Source organism: Thiobacillus denitrificans DSM 12475 (assembly GCF_000376425.1).
GTDB classification, from domain to species: domain Bacteria; phylum Pseudomonadota; class Gammaproteobacteria; order Burkholderiales; family Thiobacillaceae; genus Thiobacillus; species Thiobacillus denitrificans.
In genome coordinates this window covers 68,158-84,067 of sequence record NZ_AQWL01000006.1, presented here as the reverse complement: position 1 = coordinate 84,067, position 15,910 = coordinate 68,158, and the positions used below count along the sequence as shown (strand labels likewise).

General features: G+C 64.7%; 13 protein-coding genes. 4 read left to right on the top strand and 9 right to left on the bottom strand.

Going from position 1 to position 15,910, the window contains the following annotated elements; all coding sequences use genetic code 11:
* The first annotated feature begins 87 nt into the window (after positions 1-87).
* Both B059_RS0111210 and B059_RS0111205 read left to right on the top strand, forming a co-directional pair.
* Positions 88-384 carry an HU family DNA-binding protein gene (locus B059_RS0111210; protein WP_018078348.1) on the top strand — a complete coding sequence of 99 codons (297 nt, stop codon included), beginning with the start codon at positions 88-90 and terminating at the stop codon, positions 382-384.
* 336 nt (positions 385-720) lie between these two features.
* A complete protein-coding gene (locus B059_RS0111205; RefSeq protein ID WP_245538785.1) occupies positions 721-1,869 on the top strand; it encodes a GGDEF domain-containing protein in 1,149 nt (382 codons plus the stop codon).
* A 42-nt stretch (positions 1,870-1,911) separates the two neighbouring features.
* Here B059_RS0111205 and B059_RS0111200 read toward each other — a convergent pair whose 3' ends face one another.
* The 9 genes from B059_RS0111200 to B059_RS0111160 all read right to left on the bottom strand — a co-directional run bounded on the left by B059_RS0111200 (position 1,912) and on the right by B059_RS0111160 (position 13,405).
* Positions 1,912-2,796 carry a patatin-like phospholipase family protein gene (locus B059_RS0111200; protein ID WP_018078346.1) on the bottom strand — a complete coding sequence of 295 codons (885 nt, stop codon included), beginning with the start codon at positions 2,794-2,796 and terminating at the stop codon, positions 1,912-1,914.
* Between the two features lie 123 nt (positions 2,797-2,919).
* Complete coding sequence (locus B059_RS0111195; protein WP_018078345.1) at positions 2,920-3,279, bottom strand: hypothetical protein; 360 nt, start codon at positions 3,277-3,279, stop codon at positions 2,920-2,922.
* 72 nt (positions 3,280-3,351) lie between these two features.
* On the bottom strand, positions 3,352-4,794 hold the full coding sequence (gene gtfA / locus B059_RS0111190) for a sucrose phosphorylase (protein WP_018078344.1): 1,443 nt from the start codon (positions 4,792-4,794) through the stop codon (positions 3,352-3,354).
* 110 nt (positions 4,795-4,904) lie between these two features.
* On the bottom strand, positions 4,905-6,410 hold the full coding sequence (ggpS, locus tag B059_RS0111185; RefSeq protein WP_018078343.1) for a glucosylglycerol-phosphate synthase: 1,506 nt from the start codon (positions 6,408-6,410) through the stop codon (positions 4,905-4,907).
* Positions 6,367-7,158, bottom strand: coding sequence for an HAD family hydrolase (locus B059_RS0111180; RefSeq protein ID WP_018078342.1), 792 nt, complete (start codon positions 7,156-7,158; stop codon positions 6,367-6,369). The genes ggpS and B059_RS0111180 overlap by 44 nt, the downstream gene beginning before the upstream one ends.
* The gene (locus tag B059_RS18965; RefSeq protein WP_157273681.1) at positions 7,151-8,326 is read right to left on the bottom strand and encodes an NAD(P)H-dependent glycerol-3-phosphate dehydrogenase; all 1,176 of its coding nucleotides are present in this window, start codon (positions 8,324-8,326) and stop codon (positions 7,151-7,153) included. Before B059_RS18965 ends, B059_RS0111180 begins: the two co-directional genes overlap by 8 nt.
* Positions 8,327-8,758: 432 nt before the next feature.
* Positions 8,759-11,020: a nitric oxide reductase activation protein NorD gene (locus B059_RS0111170; RefSeq protein WP_018078340.1), complete on the bottom strand. Its 2,262-nt coding sequence runs from the start codon at positions 11,018-11,020 to the stop codon at positions 8,759-8,761.
* A 68-nt stretch (positions 11,021-11,088) separates the two neighbouring features.
* On the bottom strand, positions 11,089-11,895 hold the full coding sequence (locus B059_RS0111165) for a CbbQ/NirQ/NorQ/GpvN family protein (RefSeq protein WP_018078339.1): 807 nt from the start codon (positions 11,893-11,895) through the stop codon (positions 11,089-11,091).
* Between the two features lie 130 nt (positions 11,896-12,025).
* On the bottom strand, positions 12,026-13,405 hold the full coding sequence (locus B059_RS0111160; RefSeq protein WP_018078338.1) for a ribulose-bisphosphate carboxylase: 1,380 nt from the start codon (positions 13,403-13,405) through the stop codon (positions 12,026-12,028).
* A 140-nt stretch (positions 13,406-13,545) separates the two neighbouring features.
* Here B059_RS0111160 and B059_RS0111155 point away from each other — a divergent pair, with 140 nt between their 5' ends.
* Positions 13,546-14,442 carry a LysR family transcriptional regulator gene (locus tag B059_RS0111155; RefSeq protein ID WP_026177467.1) on the top strand — a complete coding sequence of 299 codons (897 nt, stop codon included), beginning with the start codon at positions 13,546-13,548 and terminating at the stop codon, positions 14,440-14,442.
* A 126-nt stretch (positions 14,443-14,568) separates the two neighbouring features.
* Positions 14,569-15,906, top strand: a complete 1,338-nt coding sequence (gene chrA, locus B059_RS0111150; RefSeq protein ID WP_018078336.1) for a chromate efflux transporter — start codon at positions 14,569-14,571, stop codon at positions 15,904-15,906.
* The last annotated feature ends 4 nt before the right edge of the window (positions 15,907-15,910 follow it).

The following is a 15,910-nucleotide window of genomic DNA, read 5'->3' as shown; positions in this document are numbered from 1 at the left end:
CCGATCGGCAGCCCTGCCTGCGTAAGGGTCGGCGCAGTTTGAACGCTTGCGACACCTCGTTTTCACACCAAACTTAAAAGGACATACATGAACAAATCCGAATTGATCGACGTGGCTGCCTCTGAAGCCGACATCAGCAAGGCCGCCGCGGGCAGAGCGCTCGACGCCATCCTCGACGCCGTCGTCAAAGCCGTCGCCAAGGGCGACTCCGTGACGCTCGTCGGCTTCGGCTCCTTCAAGTCCAGCAAGCGCGCCGCCCGCACCGGCCGCAACCCGCAGACCGGCAATGAAATCAAGATCGCGGCGACAACCGTGCCGCGCTTCACGGCGGGCGCCGGCTTCAAGGCTGCCGTTGCCGGAAAGAAAGCCGCCAAGAAAAAGTAATGCAGCAAACGCCGGGCATGGCGCCGCCCCGAGCGGCGCCATGCCCGCGAATCCGCACGGCTGTTTTTTCTCTCCCGAGCCTGCCGCGCAAATCGAGTCGGATCGCTCCATCCATTCGCATCGCGGCTTTGGCCGCAAAAGCCGTTAGTATTCAGCCATCGACCGCATTTTTCGTCTGCCATGACAGCCACACCTATGGCAAAAAGATTCAATCCCCGCCTATTTGTACGACAGCTCAGGCAAACCTTGATGGCTGGCGCCGCGCGCGCAATGAATGCGGATACAGCATCGGCGCCCGCCCCGGCCGACGGGTCCGTCTTTGCTGGATTCAGGCGGGTGCTCCGCACGGGCGCGCTGATTTTCGCGTTCATCATCACGCTCCTGTTCGCCATGATCTTCTACCAGCACCAGCGCTCGGAAGAGGCCGTTCGCTCGGTGGATCACACGCGGCAGGTCATCGCGTACATCGATTCGCTGCGTACCTACCTGCTCAACCTGGATACTGCGGTTCGCAAGTACGCCGAGTCGCGCAATCCCGCCGATCTTGATTCCGCCCTGATATGCCGCCAATCGTCGTGCCCCAGTGCCGAGCAGTTGATCGCCCTGGTCAGCACGGACGGCGCCCTGGCTGCCCGCCTGGCGCCGCTGCCGGGACTGCAATCGGCACTGGAAGCCGGATTCGGCGCGCTCCAGCAGCGCGCGCAGGCGGACGGCAGTGTCACGCCGCCGGAACTGGAGCTTGCGGGATTCGACAAATCCGCCATCGAGCAGATCCACCGCATTCTGATCGAGACCGGCCGGGAAGAGCTGGCGCAGCTGGAAACACGTGAAACGACGCGCGTTCGCGACCAGAACGTGTCGTTGGCGCTGCTGACCGTGGCCGGGCTGTGGATGGGACTGGCGCTCATCGGGCTGTACCGCAAGAGCATTCGCCTGATCGGGGCGGGGATCGAGGCCGAGCAGACGATCCGCCAGCTCAGTCTGCGCGATCCGCTGACAGGCCTGGCCAACCGGCGCTTTCTCAACGAAAACGAAAGGTTCATGATCGCCGGCGCCAGGCGCTCGGGAAAACAGATGGCCGTGCTGGCGGTCGATCTGGACGAATTCAAGGCAGTCAACGACCGCTATGGGCATGCAGCCGGCGATACGGTGCTGCGGGTGGCGGCGGAACGGATGAAACAGTTGCTCCGCGAGTCGGATGTGATCGTGCGCCTCGGCGGCGACGAGTTCGTCATCGTGCTGGGCCAGGTCGACGATGCGAAGGCTGCGCGCGAGGTCGCCGGCCGTGTGGTGGACAGCCTGCGCCAGCCCATCCCGCTTGCCACAGGAGGTAGCGCACGCATCGGGGCTTCGGTGGGGATCGCCCTGTGCTGCACCGACGGCGAAACGCTGGATGAGCTGTTGAAGCAAGCTGACGCAGCGCTGTACGCGGCAAAGCGTGACGGCAGGAACACCTACCGCGAGGCCGCCGCTTCAGCCGCGTGAAGCCGTTCACGCGGCGGGACGGGGTTCCGCCTGTGCTTGCCGTCAGCGCGCCCGCGCTCTGGCGAGCCGGGCCTTCAGTTTCGGCATGACCGCGGCGGCAGCCTTTTCGCCTTCCAGGATGGCGAGGTGCCGGTCTTCGAAATCGGTGCTGCTCACCGCGCCTGTCTTCGGCCGGATCACGACGTCCGCATCCTCCAGCTCGTGACTGCTTATGGCATGACCCATGATGGCGAAGGTCTGCAGCAGCACATCGAGGGTGCCGCTGAGCCTGTCGCGGCGGCTGACGTTGGAAATGTCCACCGCGATGACGAAGTCGGCCCCCATGCTGCGCGCGACCAGGGCCGGCACCGGCGAGGTGAGGCCACCATCGACGTAATCTCGGCCACCGATCTCGACCGGCTGGAACATCCCCGGCACGGCGCTGGAGGCACGCACCGCCATGCCGGTGTCGCCGCGGCGAAACAGCATTTTTTCGCCGCTTTGCAGATCGGTGGCCACCACGCCCAGGGGTTTGGGCATCTTCTGGATGGGCAGGTTCTTCACCTTCTGGTTGATGAACGCCTGCAGCGCTTCGCCCTTCAGCACGCCGCGGTTGGGCAGGGTCCAGTCCGCCAGCATGTTCTCCTGCATCGTCAGCGCCAGGTTCTGCAGCTCGAAGCCGCTCATGCCCGAGGCGTAGAGTGCCCCCACCACCGAACCCGCGCTGGTGCCCACCACCATGTCCGGCACGATGCCCTGGGCCTCCAGCGCCTTGATCACGCCGATGTGGGCAAAGCCTCGCGCCGCGCCGCCGCCCAGCGCCAGCGCGATCTTGAGCGGCGGCTTGGGCAGCGGGGCCGGCGGCGGGATGGTCGGGGCCGGGGGCGGGACCGCACAAGCGGAAAGCAGGGCGGCGAGCAGGAACAGGGGCAGGAACAGGCGGCGCATGGGACGAACCGGTATTGGACGGAATACCGGATTATGCGGCGAGGGAGATGAAACCGGCAGGTTCAGGCCAGGGCGTGCGGCAGGACGGCCAGCAAAACCCGGGGCACCCGCTTCACGCTCGATTCATTTGAACAGGGTTTTGACGATGTTGCGGCCATTCACCAGGACGTGCATGAGGAACAAGGCGAATGCGAGCATCCATAGCGTGAACAGGATATAGGCGTCGTACGTGTCTCCCAGCTGAAAGCGTCCGACCAGCAGCACGCCCGTCGCCGCCAGGACGATCTGCATCAGGTCCAGCACCAGGAGCTGGGCCTTGATCGTGCAGCACTTAGCTGCGCTGAGCGTCGTGCCGTCGGCGGGCGGGGCGGTGAGTCTGTCCTTCAATTCCTTGTACGGAATGTTGCGGATGTAGGCGACCACGGCAAGCACCACCGCCAGCAGGGTGTATTGCACGGATCCATCCAGCGAATAAGGCGTCATGGACGTGTTCCTTTCACGCTCCTGGACGTATCAACCTAGCACGCCCATCGTGCATCGTGCAGCACGGGCGGGTCAGCAGCGCATGCTCAGCCAGCGCCTGGACTTCACGTCCACATAGCTGATCGTCGCCTTCTTGAAGTTGAGGTCGACGAAGAGTTCGCAGCGCAGTTCGCCGTGGCGCCAGCACATGGCAACGCTGCTTTCGTTCGAATACATCAGGTGGAACACGCCGTCGAACGCAGGATAACTGCTGCGGAATTCCATCAGCTTGAGCAGACGTTTGACCAATGCCTGCTTCACCGCCTCGGCGACCTCGTCCGCGCTGTAGCGGTGGCGGTTGATGTCGCGCAGCTCGCCGGTGGCCTCCATCAGTTCAAGGTCGTTGCTGCCGGCGAGCAGGCCGACATAGTAGACCTGCGGAATGCCGGGTGCGAAGAACTGGATCGCACGCGCGGCGATGTAGGCATCGTCGTTGCGCTTCAGCGCATCGTAATAGGTGCAGGTGAGCTGGTAGATCGCGCCGACACTGTGCACGTTGGCGGCGGAGCGACGCAGGATGGGGTCGGCCGAACGCTGGCTGACGTTGTCTATCACCGCCTGGATCTTGTCCTTCGGCAGCACGCCCTCGACGTCGGGGATGCAGATGCCGTCGTGGGTATCGAGCACGGTGATCTGGTTGCGCGGGCACATGCGCAGCCACTGCTTGAGATACACGCTATTTGCATCGAACAGCGAATACAGCAGCAGCGGCGCCAGCGCGAAGCCATAGGGACGCATGCCGTGCAGCGCGATGGCGTACTGGAAGCTGGCGTGGTCGTGCACCTCGGGCAGCGTCTCCGCGCCGTGCTCGCGGGCGACGCCGTCGATCCACTTGAGGATGTCGTAGACGTCCGGCTCGACGAGGAAACAGCTGGTGCCGATCTTCTTGGTGGTGTAGCCGAAGGCGTCCAGGCGGAACAGCCTGACGCCGCGCGCGGTGAGGAACCTGATGGTGTCCTCCATCAGCGCATAAGTCTTGGGCGAATTGTAGTTGAGGTCGATCTGGTGCTCGGTGAAGGTGCACCAGACGCGGCCGCCGCTGCCGTCGGCGAAGATCACCTCGCGGAAGGGCTCCTTTTCCTTGCGGATGTGGATGCGCGCCAGATCGTCAGGCGAAATCGGGCCGAGCTGGTCGACGTGCACGAAGAGGTCGGCGTATTCGGAATCGTAGCCGCGAGCGATGAAATCCTTGAACTCCTCGGATTCATCCGAAATGTGGTTGAGGGTAATATCGAGGCAGAGATCGAAACGCGCCGCAATTCTTTCGACGTCGGCCCAGCTACCGTATTTCGGATCGATTTCCTTGTGGGTCAGCGGTGAGAAGCCACCGTCGGCGTTCGACGGGTACGGCGGCAGGATGTGGATACCGCCGATGGCTTGCGAAAAATGCGTGTCGACGATGTCGTACAGCTCGGCCAGGTTGGCGCCCATCCGGTCGGGGTAGGCGATCAGCTGGACCTGGTTGCGCAGGGTCATGGGATGTCCTCATAGGTCATGCCGGTGCCGGCCCGCCGGTCGTCCGGCGGGCGCAGGCATGGCTGCAAATCGGAAAAAACGAATGGGGTCGGTACCCTGGCGGCAAAGCGTCAGGCCGCTTGCCGGTTTTCGACGGGCTGCGCGCGCAGCTGCGCGAAAACCTCCAGCACGTGGTGGGTCCAGTGGTCGATGTCGTAGCGGTCGATCAGCGCATCCATGCGCTGCATACGTGCGCGCTGCTCCTCGCGCGGCATGTCGAGCGCGCGGTCGATGGCCGCGTCCATCTGGGTGAGGCTGTAGGGGTTGACCAACACGGCGTCCTGCAGCTCGACCGCGGCACCGGCGAATTCAGACAGCACCAGCACGCCGCTTTCGTTGACGTGGGCAGCGATGAATTCCTTGGCAACGAGATTCAATCCATCGCGCAGCGGAGTAATCCAGCAGATGTCGGCAGCGCGGTAGTGGCACAGCGTGTCGGCGAACGGCATCGGCGTGGTCGACAAGAGAATCGGTTGCCAGGACAGGGTGCCGATGTGGCCGTTGATGCGTCCCACCAGTTGCTCGATGGACTGCTGCGCTTTCTTGTAGGCGCGCATGCCGTCGGCCGCCGCCACCGCGGTGACCAGCAGCTTGACCTTACCGTGCAGTTCTGGGCGCCGCTGCAGCAGGCGCTCATAGGCCAGCAGCATCTCACGCGTGCCCTTGGCGTAGTCGACGCGGCCGATCGAGACGATGATCTTTTCCTGTGGGATGTCGCGTCGGATCTGCGCGACCTGCGCTACCTTGTCGGCCTGCTGCACGGTGCTGCGGATCATCTGGGCGTGGGTGCCGATGGGGAAGGCGTCGATCTGGATCTGGCGTCCCCCGCACTTGATCGACACCGGGGTGACGGGCTCGGACAGCGCGGTGCCGGTGGCGCGCAGTTCGTCGGGCACCTCGCGCTCGACCACGTCGTCGACCGGACGCAATGACTGCACGGTGGCGACGAAATTGCGCGCATAGCGCGGGATGTGGAAGCCCACCACGTCGCAGGCCAGCAGGCTGTCGATGATTTCGTCGCGCCACGGAAGGATGTTGAAGACATCCGCCGGCGGGAACGGCGTGTGGTGGAAGAAGGCGATGCGCACGTCGGGCCGCATTTCGCGAACGAATTTCGGCACCAGCCACAGGTTGTAGTCGTGCACCCACACCACGGCGCCGGGCGCGGCTTCTTCGCAGGCCGCTTCGGCGAACAGGCGGTTGACTTCGCGAAAGGTGGCCCAGTCGCAGTTTTCGGTGGAATACAGCGAGGGGAAGCTGTTGAGGATAGGCCACAGCGCCTCTTTCGAGGTGACGTGGTAGAACTGGCCGATCTGCTCGCTGGTAAGCGGCAGCCGCACCACTTCGTAGCTGCCGTAGCTGTCTTCCACGGTGATGCGGCGTTCGAATTTGAGCGGCTTGCCGGCAGGCGCCTTTTTCCAGGCAACCCAGCTGGCGCGCTCGGTCTGTCCGATGAAGCCTTTGAGCGCGGGCACGATGCCGTTGGGGCTGGCGTTTTCCCTTAGAACGGTTTTGCCGTCGACGACATGTTCCTCATAAGGCTGCCGGTGATAGACGATGACCAGTGATGAAGCCATGGGAGTCCTCCGTTCGGTGAAAACGTTGCAGCGCGTCGAGCACGCCGGCCGCGCCCGGATGCGGGCTGCGGTACACGTTGCAGTGTTGCCGGATGGCCGCGTCGAGCGCGGCTTCGCGGTTGCCCACGGCGACGCCGGCCAGACCGGTGTCGAACATGGACAGGTCGTTGAGCGTGTCGCCGGCGACCAGGGTGCGGTGCGCGGGCAGGTCGAGCGCCTGCAGGATGCGCAGCAGGGTGGGGCCTTTCTGCACGCCGCGCGGCAGCACGTCGAAATACAGGTTGTCCGAGATCAGGGCGTCGAAACCCAGTTGCTGGAGGTCTTGTCGCGCAGCCAGCGCATGGGCAGGGTCCTTGAAGTAGTAGGACCGGCGCCGGCCACCGACGATGGGCTGCTCGCTCAGCCCCGGGTGCTGCTGCATGGCCTGCTCGATGCGGTCCGATGCATCGGCCGGCCAGCAGGCGTCCAGCCACTGCTCGAGATGCGGCAGGGGCGAGTACCACGGGCCGCACGCGACGCTGGTGCCGACATCGCCGACCATGTGGTCGGGCTGCACCGGCAGCTCCTTGGCCAGGCCGCGCATGAAATCGATGCCGCGTCCGCTGACAAAAATGAGCACGATTTCGTCGCGGCGCTGCGCGATCCAGTCGTACAGCGTGGCGCGTTCTTCACTGCTGCCGCCCAGAAAGGTGCCGTCGAGGTCGGTGGCGAGGATGGTCTGCGGCGTGTTGCCGGCCGCCTTACGCATAGCTCAGGCTCCAGGGCTGCGCTGCCGGATGCGCGTCGCTGTCGTGGCCGATGCGGGGCCGCACGGCGGCAGGCCGCGGCGGCCGCACCGCGGACGCTGCCATGCCCGGCGCGCTTTCGTGCAACAGGCGGTGCAGCGCCTGTTCCGGTGTGGCCTGGTGCTGTAGCACGTCGCGTACGGCGGCGGCCACATTGAGGCGCTGTCCGTACTTGCGCTCGAGGATCTCGACCGACAGTGCGCTGACCGCACCTTCTGCGAGTTCGTCGACTGCGGCCACGGTGCCCGGCCGCCCGAGCCGCATGCCCAGCCGGGTATTGCGCGAATGCTCGGACGCCGCGGTGAGAAACAGATCGCCGACACCGCTGCAGCCGAACAGGGTTTCCATGCTGCCGCCCATGGCCAGGGTGAGGCGGCGCATGTCATCGAGGCCGCGCGTGATGATGCCGGCACGCGCGTTTTCGCCCATGCCCTGCGCGGTGGCCATGCCGCAGGCGATGGCGATCATGTTCTTCAACGCGCCGCCCACCTGTGCCCCCACGACATCACGGGTCAGTTCCAGCGTCACGCCTGCGTAGGCAAGCTGTTGCTGCAGGCTGTCGACGAGCCTGCGCGCGTCCCTGTAGCATGGATGAAAGCGTTCCAGCGCCGGCATGGCAAGGGTCAGCAGCGTGGACTTGCCGCATGCCACTTCGTCGGCAAAGCTCGGCCCGCTGATCGACCCGGTCATCACGGACTTGTCCAGTTCCTCGTCCAGCACCCGAGTCATCAGCGCCCCGCTGCCCTGTTCGATGCCCTTGCTGGCGGTCAGCACCAGCGTGCCCGGAGCCATCATCCGCGCTGCCTGGCGGGCGATATCCCGCGTGGCGGCCGAAGGCACGGCGAGGATGGCCAGCTTCGCTCCGTGCAGGGCGTGCGCCATGTCGGCGGTGGCGCCGAGTCCGGACGGCAGGGCGATCCCGGCCAGGCAGTGCGGATGATGGTTGCGGCTGCGGATCGCTTCCGCGACCTCCGGACGCCGCGCCCACAGCCAGGTCGGCACGCCGCCGCGCTGCAGCGCACTGGCCAGGGCAGTGCCCCAGGCACCGGCGCCCAGCACCGCTGCGCTGGCAAGGGGTGGATGCCCGTGCGGCGCAGGGGCAGGCGGATTCGGATGGAAACCTTCAGTCATGTCGAACAATGTCATCTCCAAGGTCGGGGCGGCGAGGGTCGCGCGCTCGTTGGAAGACCGGACCCGGGTATCGAGGGATAGCCGGGCATGCGGGCGACACCTCCTTGAGAAGGCGTCATCGCCGGGAATGGCGGATGGAAAAAATCACAGGCGCGGAAGGCGCTGGGCAATTATGGTTTTAATGGTGTCGGCCGCTGCCTACAGGCGAACCGGCACAACAAGCACGCAATATTGTTTTGCGCAAAAGGATTCTAACCGAAATATCCCCGCGAGGCAATCCGGGCCTCGCCCGCGGCAAAAAAGCATGCGCGCATGGCCTGCTCTCGGCCAGCTTGGCCTGTGCCGGACGCCCCCTCTTCGTGACACTCACCCGCAGTGCCCTGAAAAATACGGGCGACGTGTCGTAGCGGCGGTCGCTACGCGACTTGGCGTCTACTTCGTTAACGCCATAAAGAGTTCTGGCAGCTTTTCCGGCAGGCGCTCGATGCGGTCGATGACGGTGACCTGACGGCCGAAGATGTCGCTGACGTATTCGTCGGCCCTGGGGTCGAGGCTGATGCAGTAGGTGAAAATATTGTCCCGGTCGAGTTCCTTCACCGCTTGCCGCGCGTCTTCGATCAGCAGGCGTTCGTCGTGGACATCGACGTCGGACGGCATGCCGTCGGTGAGGATGAGCATCAGTTTCTTGTCGGCCGGACGCGCGCCGAGGGTGTGCGCGGCGTGGCGCATCGCCGCGCCCATGCGGGTGGAGTAGCCCGCCTCCATCGCGGCCAAGCGTGCCTTGACCTCGTCGTTGAAGTGCTCGCCATAGCCCTTGATGTGCAGATAACGCACGTCGTGGCGGGTATTGGAATGGAAGCCGGCGATGGCGAACGAATCGCCCAGCTTCTCGATCGCCCAGGCCAAGAGCGAGACCGCCTCCTGGGAGAGTTCGAGGATGGTCTGATCACTGCCCGCCGCCTTCTCGTTGAGCGATTCCGACAGGTCGAGCAGCAGCATCACGGCGATGTCGCGGCCGTCGGTGCGGTGGCTCATGTTGATGCGCGGGTCGGGGATGGCACCGCCCTTGAAATCGATCAGCGAACGGATGGCGACGTCAAGGTCGAGCTCGCTGCCTTCCTCCTGATAGCGGATACGCACCTTGTCTTGCGGCTTCAGGAGGTCGAGCATCTTCTTCAGCCGCTTGGCGAGCACGCCGTGCTTGGCGAGCAGGCGGTCGATATCGGCCGGGTCGCCGCCGGGATGCAGCGCCTCGTAGACGCTGGCCCAGTCCGGACGGTAGGTCTGGCTGCTGTAATCCCATTCCGGGTAATGGCGCGGCGGCAGGCCGTGGATTTCCTCGCCCGGCTCGATCTTGCGCTTCTCGTCGAAGGCCTCTTCTTCGTCGCCCGCCTCGATGAATTTCCACAGCTGGCGGTTGTCGTCGCGGTAGTCGACCACAGTGTCGGCGAAGTGAACCCGGGCGAACTGGTCGCTCTGGCGGCGGGTTTTTGCGACATAACTTAGCGCCAGCGCGGCGATGTCCTTGGTACTGGATGCGCGGTCATCCATGATCGCGTGGAAACGCTTAACGTAATCGTTGAGGTCGGCATCGACGTAGCCGTGATCGGGGCCGAGCAGCGCGCGCGACAGCATCGCCATGCGGTGACGCAGGCAGGAAGTGGTCTCGGGATCGCAGGCGGTCTCTGAAGGCCGCGGATGCAGCGCGAGGAACAGGCGGCGCAGGCCGGGGTATTCGCGGATCAAGAGCGTCTCGACGCGGCAGTCCTCGAAGAACTCCACCGCCATGCGCTGGAACGGGCTCCAGTTGTCGGCAACCTGCGCCTCGGACCAGCGGCGGTGGCCGACGATGTGGGCAAGCGCGGCACGGTAGCGATCGAGACCCGTGATCTCGCCGGCATCGTCGTACACGTCGGGCAGGCGAATGCCGAGCTTGTCGTAGTAGGGAATGGGTTTGCGGATTTCGTCGAACGCGGTGGAATACGGCACCAGGTGGTCGCCGTCCCGCCACAGGCCGCGCAGGTACAGATCGAGCCTGCGCTCGACGTCGACCAGCAAGGTGCCGTGGCGCTCGCGCTGCAGCACGGCGCGGCTGTCGGCCGATTGCAGGCTGAAGTAGTCCTTCTGCCGCTCGGGATGCGTGCGGTAGTTGCGGATGCCGTATTCGACCCAGTTCTTCAGGCCGGCGAGCGTGAGCTGGCTGAGCAGGTGCGGCGCCTGGGTGAAGAATTCTGGCAGGCCCGGGCTGGGAAAGGTGGTGTGGTGGCCGTGGATGGAGCCGGTGGTGCGCGTCTTGAGGTCCAGCGCGATGTCGAGGTAGTGCTGCAGCAGTTCCTGCGACTGCAGGCGTTTGGCAACCGACGCCAGCGTCTGCAGGAAAGGCGTGATGGCGCGGCCGTTGGGCGACTTCTGCAAGCGCTGGATCAGCGCCATCACCGCCGGCAAGGCCGATTCGCCCGTGGCGCTGGCAGTGGACGGCCACGCTTCCAGGAACGCCAATATCGGCTCGACGCCGCGCCCCAGTTTGCCGATGACACGGCCGGCTTCGAGGCAGGCGTCGATGCCTTCGCGCGTCAGCACCGTCAGCGCTTCCGCCATGACGTCGTCGAAGACCTCCTCCACCTGCGGAAAGCGGGTGTCGAGCTGCTTCCAGTAGGCAGCCATGAGGGGATGCTGGTAGGCGGTTTCGGTCATGTGTTTATCCGCGAAGTGCGCGCAGGGACGCGAAGAAAAACGTCATCTCCCTCTGGCTCGATCCCCGCTCAGGCTGCAAACGTCGCGTCGATGGCGTGATCGAGCGTGTCGCGGATGTCGGTGTCGTCGGTGATCGGCCGCACCAGCGCCATGCGGCAGGCGTCCGTTGGCGCCACGCCGTCCTTGATCAGGGTCGCGGCATACACCAGCAGGCGCGTCGAGATACCCTCGTCGAGGCCGTGCCCTTTCAGGTTGCGCGCCACGCCACCGATCTTCACCAGCTTCGCGGCGGCCGCTTCGTCCATGCCGGTCTCCTTCGCCACGATCTGCGCTTCCAGCGCGGCGTTGGGGTAGTCGAAGTCGAACGCGGTGAAGCGCTGCTTGGTCGACTGCTTGAGATCCTTCATCAACGTCTGGTAGCCGGGGTTGTAGGAGATCACCAGCTGGAAGTCGGGATGCGCGTGGATCAGCTCGCCCTTCTTGTCGAGCGGCAGGGTGCGGCGATGGTCGGTGAGCGGGTGGATCACCACGGTGGTGTCCTGGCGCGCCTCGACGATCTCATCCAGGTAGCAGATGGCGCCGATGCGCGCGGCGGTGGTGAGCGGGCCGTCGAGCCAGCGGGTGCCGTTGGCTTCCAGCAGGTATCGGCCGACCAGATCGGACGCGGTCATATCCTCGTTGCAGGCCACGGTGATCAGCGGCTTGCCGAGCTTCCACGCCATGTATTCGACAAAGCGCGATTTACCACATCCGGTTGGCCCTTTCACCATCACCGGCAGACGGTTGCGATAGGCGGCCTCGTACAGCGTGACTTCGTTCTTCTGCTGCTGGTAGAAGGGTTCCTGCTCGACCTTGTACTGATCCTTGTTCGTCATCTTTATTCCTCGCGATGGAAGAAAAAAACGCCCCCGGAAAGCCGGGGGCGTGTAGCGCGGGAACGGTTCTCGACGGCTAGGAGACCGCTTCGAACCCAACCCGCAGGGATGAGGATTCATCCCCGCATGCTTATTTGTGCACGCCCAGCTTCTCGCGCCAGCCCGGGAACAGCTTGTCGGCGTCGCCCGGGAAGGACTCGAAGGCGCGGGCGAATTCCTTGTGGCTCTTGGCGAACTCGATCGGGTCGGCGCCGGCCTTCCAGCATTCGTACGACTGGCGCAGCGAGATCGCGCCGGCGGCCGGGCTGTCGATGTGGCCGTAGGAACCGCCGCCGGAGGTGTTGATGACGTTGCCGTGGCCCAGGTTCTCGAAGAAGCCGGGCAGACGCAGCGCGTTCATGCCGCCGGAAATGATCGGGGTGGTGGGCTTCATGCCGTACCACTTCTGGAAATAGACCGGGCCCTGGCACTCGTCGCGCTCGATCATGTAGGCGATCAGCTTGTCGGTGTTGTCGCCTTCCATCTTGCCGTAGCCCATGGTGCCGACGTGGATGCCCGACGCGCCCTGCAGACGCGAGATCTTGGCCAGCACGAACGCGGTGTAGCCGCGCTTGGCGGACGGCGAGGTGATCATGCCGTGGCCGGCGCGGTGGTAGTGCAGATACTGGCCGGGATACTGACGGCGGGCAGTGGTGATCATGCCGGGGCCGCCGACGAAACCGTCGACCAGGAAGGCCAGCTTGTCGGCGTCGGGGCCGAAGGTTTCCAGCGCGAAATCGGCGCGGGCACACATTTCGAAATGATCGTCGGCGGTGATGTTCATCGAGAACAGCTTGGGCTGGCCGGTTTCGTCCTGGGCGCGCTTCATCGCGTCATACACCAGCGGAATGGTTTTCTTCAGCGGCGAGAACACCTGGTTGCCCTGGGGTTCGTCGTTCTTGATGAAGTCGCCGCCCAGCCAGAACTGGTAGGCCGCATGGGCGAAGGGCTCGGGGCGCAGGCCCAGCTTCGGCTTGATGATGGTGCCGGCGATGTAGCCGCCGTTCTGGACCGGGCGACCGAGGATGCGCCACAGGTCGGAAATATCCTTGGCGGGGCCGTCGAACAGCTGGATGGCGCGCTCGGGCACGTAGAAATCGTGGATCTTGGCATGTTCGATGTCGCCCATGCCCTGGTTGTTGCCGATCACCAGCGTCAGGAAGGAGACGATCATCATGCGGCCGTCGGTGACGTTGCGGTCGAACAGGTCGAGCGGATACGCAATCCGCATGTCTTCGGTGGCTTCGTCGATGTAGTACACCAGCGCGTCGACGCCCTTGGTGAATTCATCGGTGGTCGACACTTCGACGTTGGTGCCGGTGGAGGACTCGGCGGCAAAGTGCGCGGCGGCTTCGAGGTAGCCGTGGCCGGCCTTGGGCTTCATCTTGTAGGCGACGAGGATGTGCTTGCCACCCTTGATCAGATCTTCCTCTTTCAGGGAGAGGTCGGCATAACGTGCGGATTGATCCATTGCATGACTCCTGCGGTAGATAAACAAAGCATCAGGCGCTTTTCCCTGATCACGACAGGGACGGACTATACGCAGGGGCTTATATAATTAAAATTCAGTTGTTATGATAAAAACCATATCATTAACCTTATACATAAATAATGCGCCGATTGACGCTTCGCCAGTTCCGGGTATTCGAAGCCGTTGCCCGCCGCCTGTCGTTTTCGCGGGCAGCCGAGGAATTGCACCTGTCGCAGCCTGCCGTCTCCATGCAGATGCGGGGAATCGAAGTCATTCTCGGCATGCCGCTCACCGAGCAGCTGGGGAAAAAAATCTTTCTCACCGAGGCCGGGCGCGAAGTGCTGCACGCCAGCCAGGCCATCACCGCGCGCCTGGACGATCTGCAGGCCAACCTGGCGCAGCTGCGCAGCATGGACAGCGGCCAGCTCAACATCGCCGTGACCACAACCGTGAGTGCCGTCGCCACCGGCATCCTCGCCCGCTTTCGCGGCGAGCACCCCAGGGTAGCGATCCATCTGGACGTATCCAACCGCGAGTCGGTACTGGGGCAACTGGCCGCGAACCGCATCGATCTGGCCATCATGGGCCAGGTGCCGGATGGACTGGACCTGGAAGCCACCCGCTTCATGGACAACCCGCTGGTGGTGATCGCTCCGCCCGGCCACTCGCTGGTCCGCAAAAAGCGGATCGCCGTCCGCGACCTGGCGTCCGAGCCCTTCCTGGTGCGCGAAGCCGGCTCCGGCACCCGCGGCGCCATGGAACGCTTCTTCGCCGCCCGCGGGCTGGAAATCCGCAGCAGCATGGAAATGAGCAGCAACGAAGCGATCAAGCAGGCGGTCCAGGCCGGGCTGGGCCTCGGCATCCTGTCGCTGCAGACGCTAGAGATGGAACGGACGCTGAAGCGGCTAGCCGTGCTCGCGGTCGAGGGCTTTCCCATCATGCGCCACTGGTACATCGTCCATCGCGCCGACAAACGGCTGTCACCGGTGGCACAGGCGTTCAAGGATTTCGTGCTGGGGCCGGATTCGCTTGGCTGACCGCCCCACCCGGTATTAGAATTGCACCTGCCGGGGCACCAGCCCCCGGCGCCAGGGTGCAATCCCATCCGCAAGACGGTGTCCCGTCCAAGTCTGGCTTTAATCCTTCGACTTGGAGCATTTCTCTTGGACACCGCCCCTATCGCCGCCCCCGCGCCCGTCACCCTGCGCGAATCCTTCAAATACTGGCTCAAGCTCGGCTTCATCAGCTTCGGCGGCCCCGCCGGGCAGATCGCGCTGATGCATCAGGAACTGGTGGAAAAACGCCGCTGGATTTCCGAGCACCGCTACCTGCATGCGCTCAACTACTGCATGCTGCTGCCCGGCCCCGAAGCGACCCAACTGGCGATCTACATCAGCTGGCTGTTGCACGGCGTGAAAGGCGGCGTGATCGCGGGCACGCTGTTCTTCCTGCCCGGTTTTCTGCTGCTGGCGCTGCTGGCCGCCCTCTATCTGGCATGGGGCGACGTGCCGCTGGTGCAGGGCATTTTCTACGGCATCCGGCCGGCGGTGGTGGCGGTGGTGCTGTTCGCCGCCTGGCGCATCGGCTATCGCGCGCTGAAGAACGAGGTGCTGTGGGGCATGGCGGCGCTCGCCTTCATCGGCATTTTCGTGTTCGACATCGGCTTTCCGTGGATCGTGCTCGCGGCGGCGATTCTGGGCGCCGTCGGCGGCCGGCTCGCGCCGCACAAATTCAAGGCGGGCGGCGGGCACGGCACCGGCCACCGCCAATACGGCCCGGCGCTGATCGACGACGACACGCCGCCGCCCGCCCATGCACGCTTCAGCTGGGGCCGGCTCGCGGCCACCAGCGGCGCGTTCGTGCTGATCTGGCTGGGCGCGATGCTGGCGCTCTACGGCGCCGCCGATCTCGCCCACATGGGCGACTTCTTCACCCGTGCAGCCTTCCTCACCATCGGCGGCGCCTACGCCGTCCTACCGTACGTCTACCAGGGTGCGGTGGAGCACTACGGCTGGCTTACCGGCGCGCAGATGATGGACGGTCTGGCGCTCGGCGAAACCACGCCGGGACCGCTGATCATGATCGTCACCTGGGTCGGCTATCTCGGTGGCGTCGCCAAGGGGGTGTTCGCCAATCCGCTGGTCGCCGGCTTCGCCGGCGCGGCGGTGGCGACTTTCTTCACCTTTCTGCCCTCGTTCTTTTTCATCCTGGCGGGCGCGCCGTTGATCGAGGCCACGCGCGGCGAACTTCGCTTCACTGCGCCGCTGACCGGCATCACCGCCGCGGTAGTGGGCGTCATCCTCAATCTGGCGGTATTCTTCGCCTGGCACACCTTCTGGCCGCAGGGCACGGCAGCGGCGCCGTTCGCCGGCAGCTTCGAATGGTTCCCCGTCATCGTCGCGATTGCCGCATTTGTCGCCCTGTGGAAATACCAGGCCGACATCATGAAGGTGATCGGCGTATGCGCCCTCCTGGGGCTGGCTTATTCACTCTTTTCGTGAGGAC

What these genes read in the sequence shown, in the direction of transcription:
- B059_RS0111210 (WP_018078348.1), top strand. Translation starts at nt 88, where the DNA reads ATGAACAAATCCGAATTGATCGACGTGGCTGCCTCTGAAGCCGACATC.
- B059_RS0111200 (WP_018078346.1), bottom strand. Translation starts at nt 2,796, where the DNA reads ATGCGCCGCCTGTTCCTGCCCCTGTTCCTGCTCGCCGCCCTGCTTTCC.
- B059_RS0111195 (WP_018078345.1), bottom strand. Translation starts at nt 3,279, where the DNA reads ATGACGCCTTATTCGCTGGATGGATCCGTGCAATACACCCTGCTGGCG.
- gtfA (WP_018078344.1), bottom strand. Translation starts at nt 4,794, where the DNA reads ATGACCCTGCGCAACCAGGTCCAGCTGATCGCCTACCCCGACCGGATG.
- ggpS (WP_018078343.1), bottom strand. Translation starts at nt 6,410, where the DNA reads ATGGCTTCATCACTGGTCATCGTCTATCACCGGCAGCCTTATGAGGAA.
- B059_RS0111180 (WP_018078342.1), bottom strand. Translation starts at nt 7,158, where the DNA reads ATGCGTAAGGCGGCCGGCAACACGCCGCAGACCATCCTCGCCACCGAC.
- B059_RS18965 (WP_157273681.1), bottom strand. Translation starts at nt 8,326, where the DNA reads ATGACTGAAGGTTTCCATCCGAATCCGCCTGCCCCTGCGCCGCACGGG.
- B059_RS0111170 (WP_018078340.1), bottom strand. Translation starts at nt 11,020, where the DNA reads ATGACCGAAACCGCCTACCAGCATCCCCTCATGGCTGCCTACTGGAAG.
- B059_RS0111165 (WP_018078339.1), bottom strand. Translation starts at nt 11,895, where the DNA reads ATGACGAACAAGGATCAGTACAAGGTCGAGCAGGAACCCTTCTACCAG.
- B059_RS0111160 (WP_018078338.1), bottom strand. Translation starts at nt 13,405, where the DNA reads ATGGATCAATCCGCACGTTATGCCGACCTCTCCCTGAAAGAGGAAGAT.
- B059_RS0111155 (WP_026177467.1), top strand. Translation starts at nt 13,546, where the DNA reads ATGCGCCGATTGACGCTTCGCCAGTTCCGGGTATTCGAAGCCGTTGCC.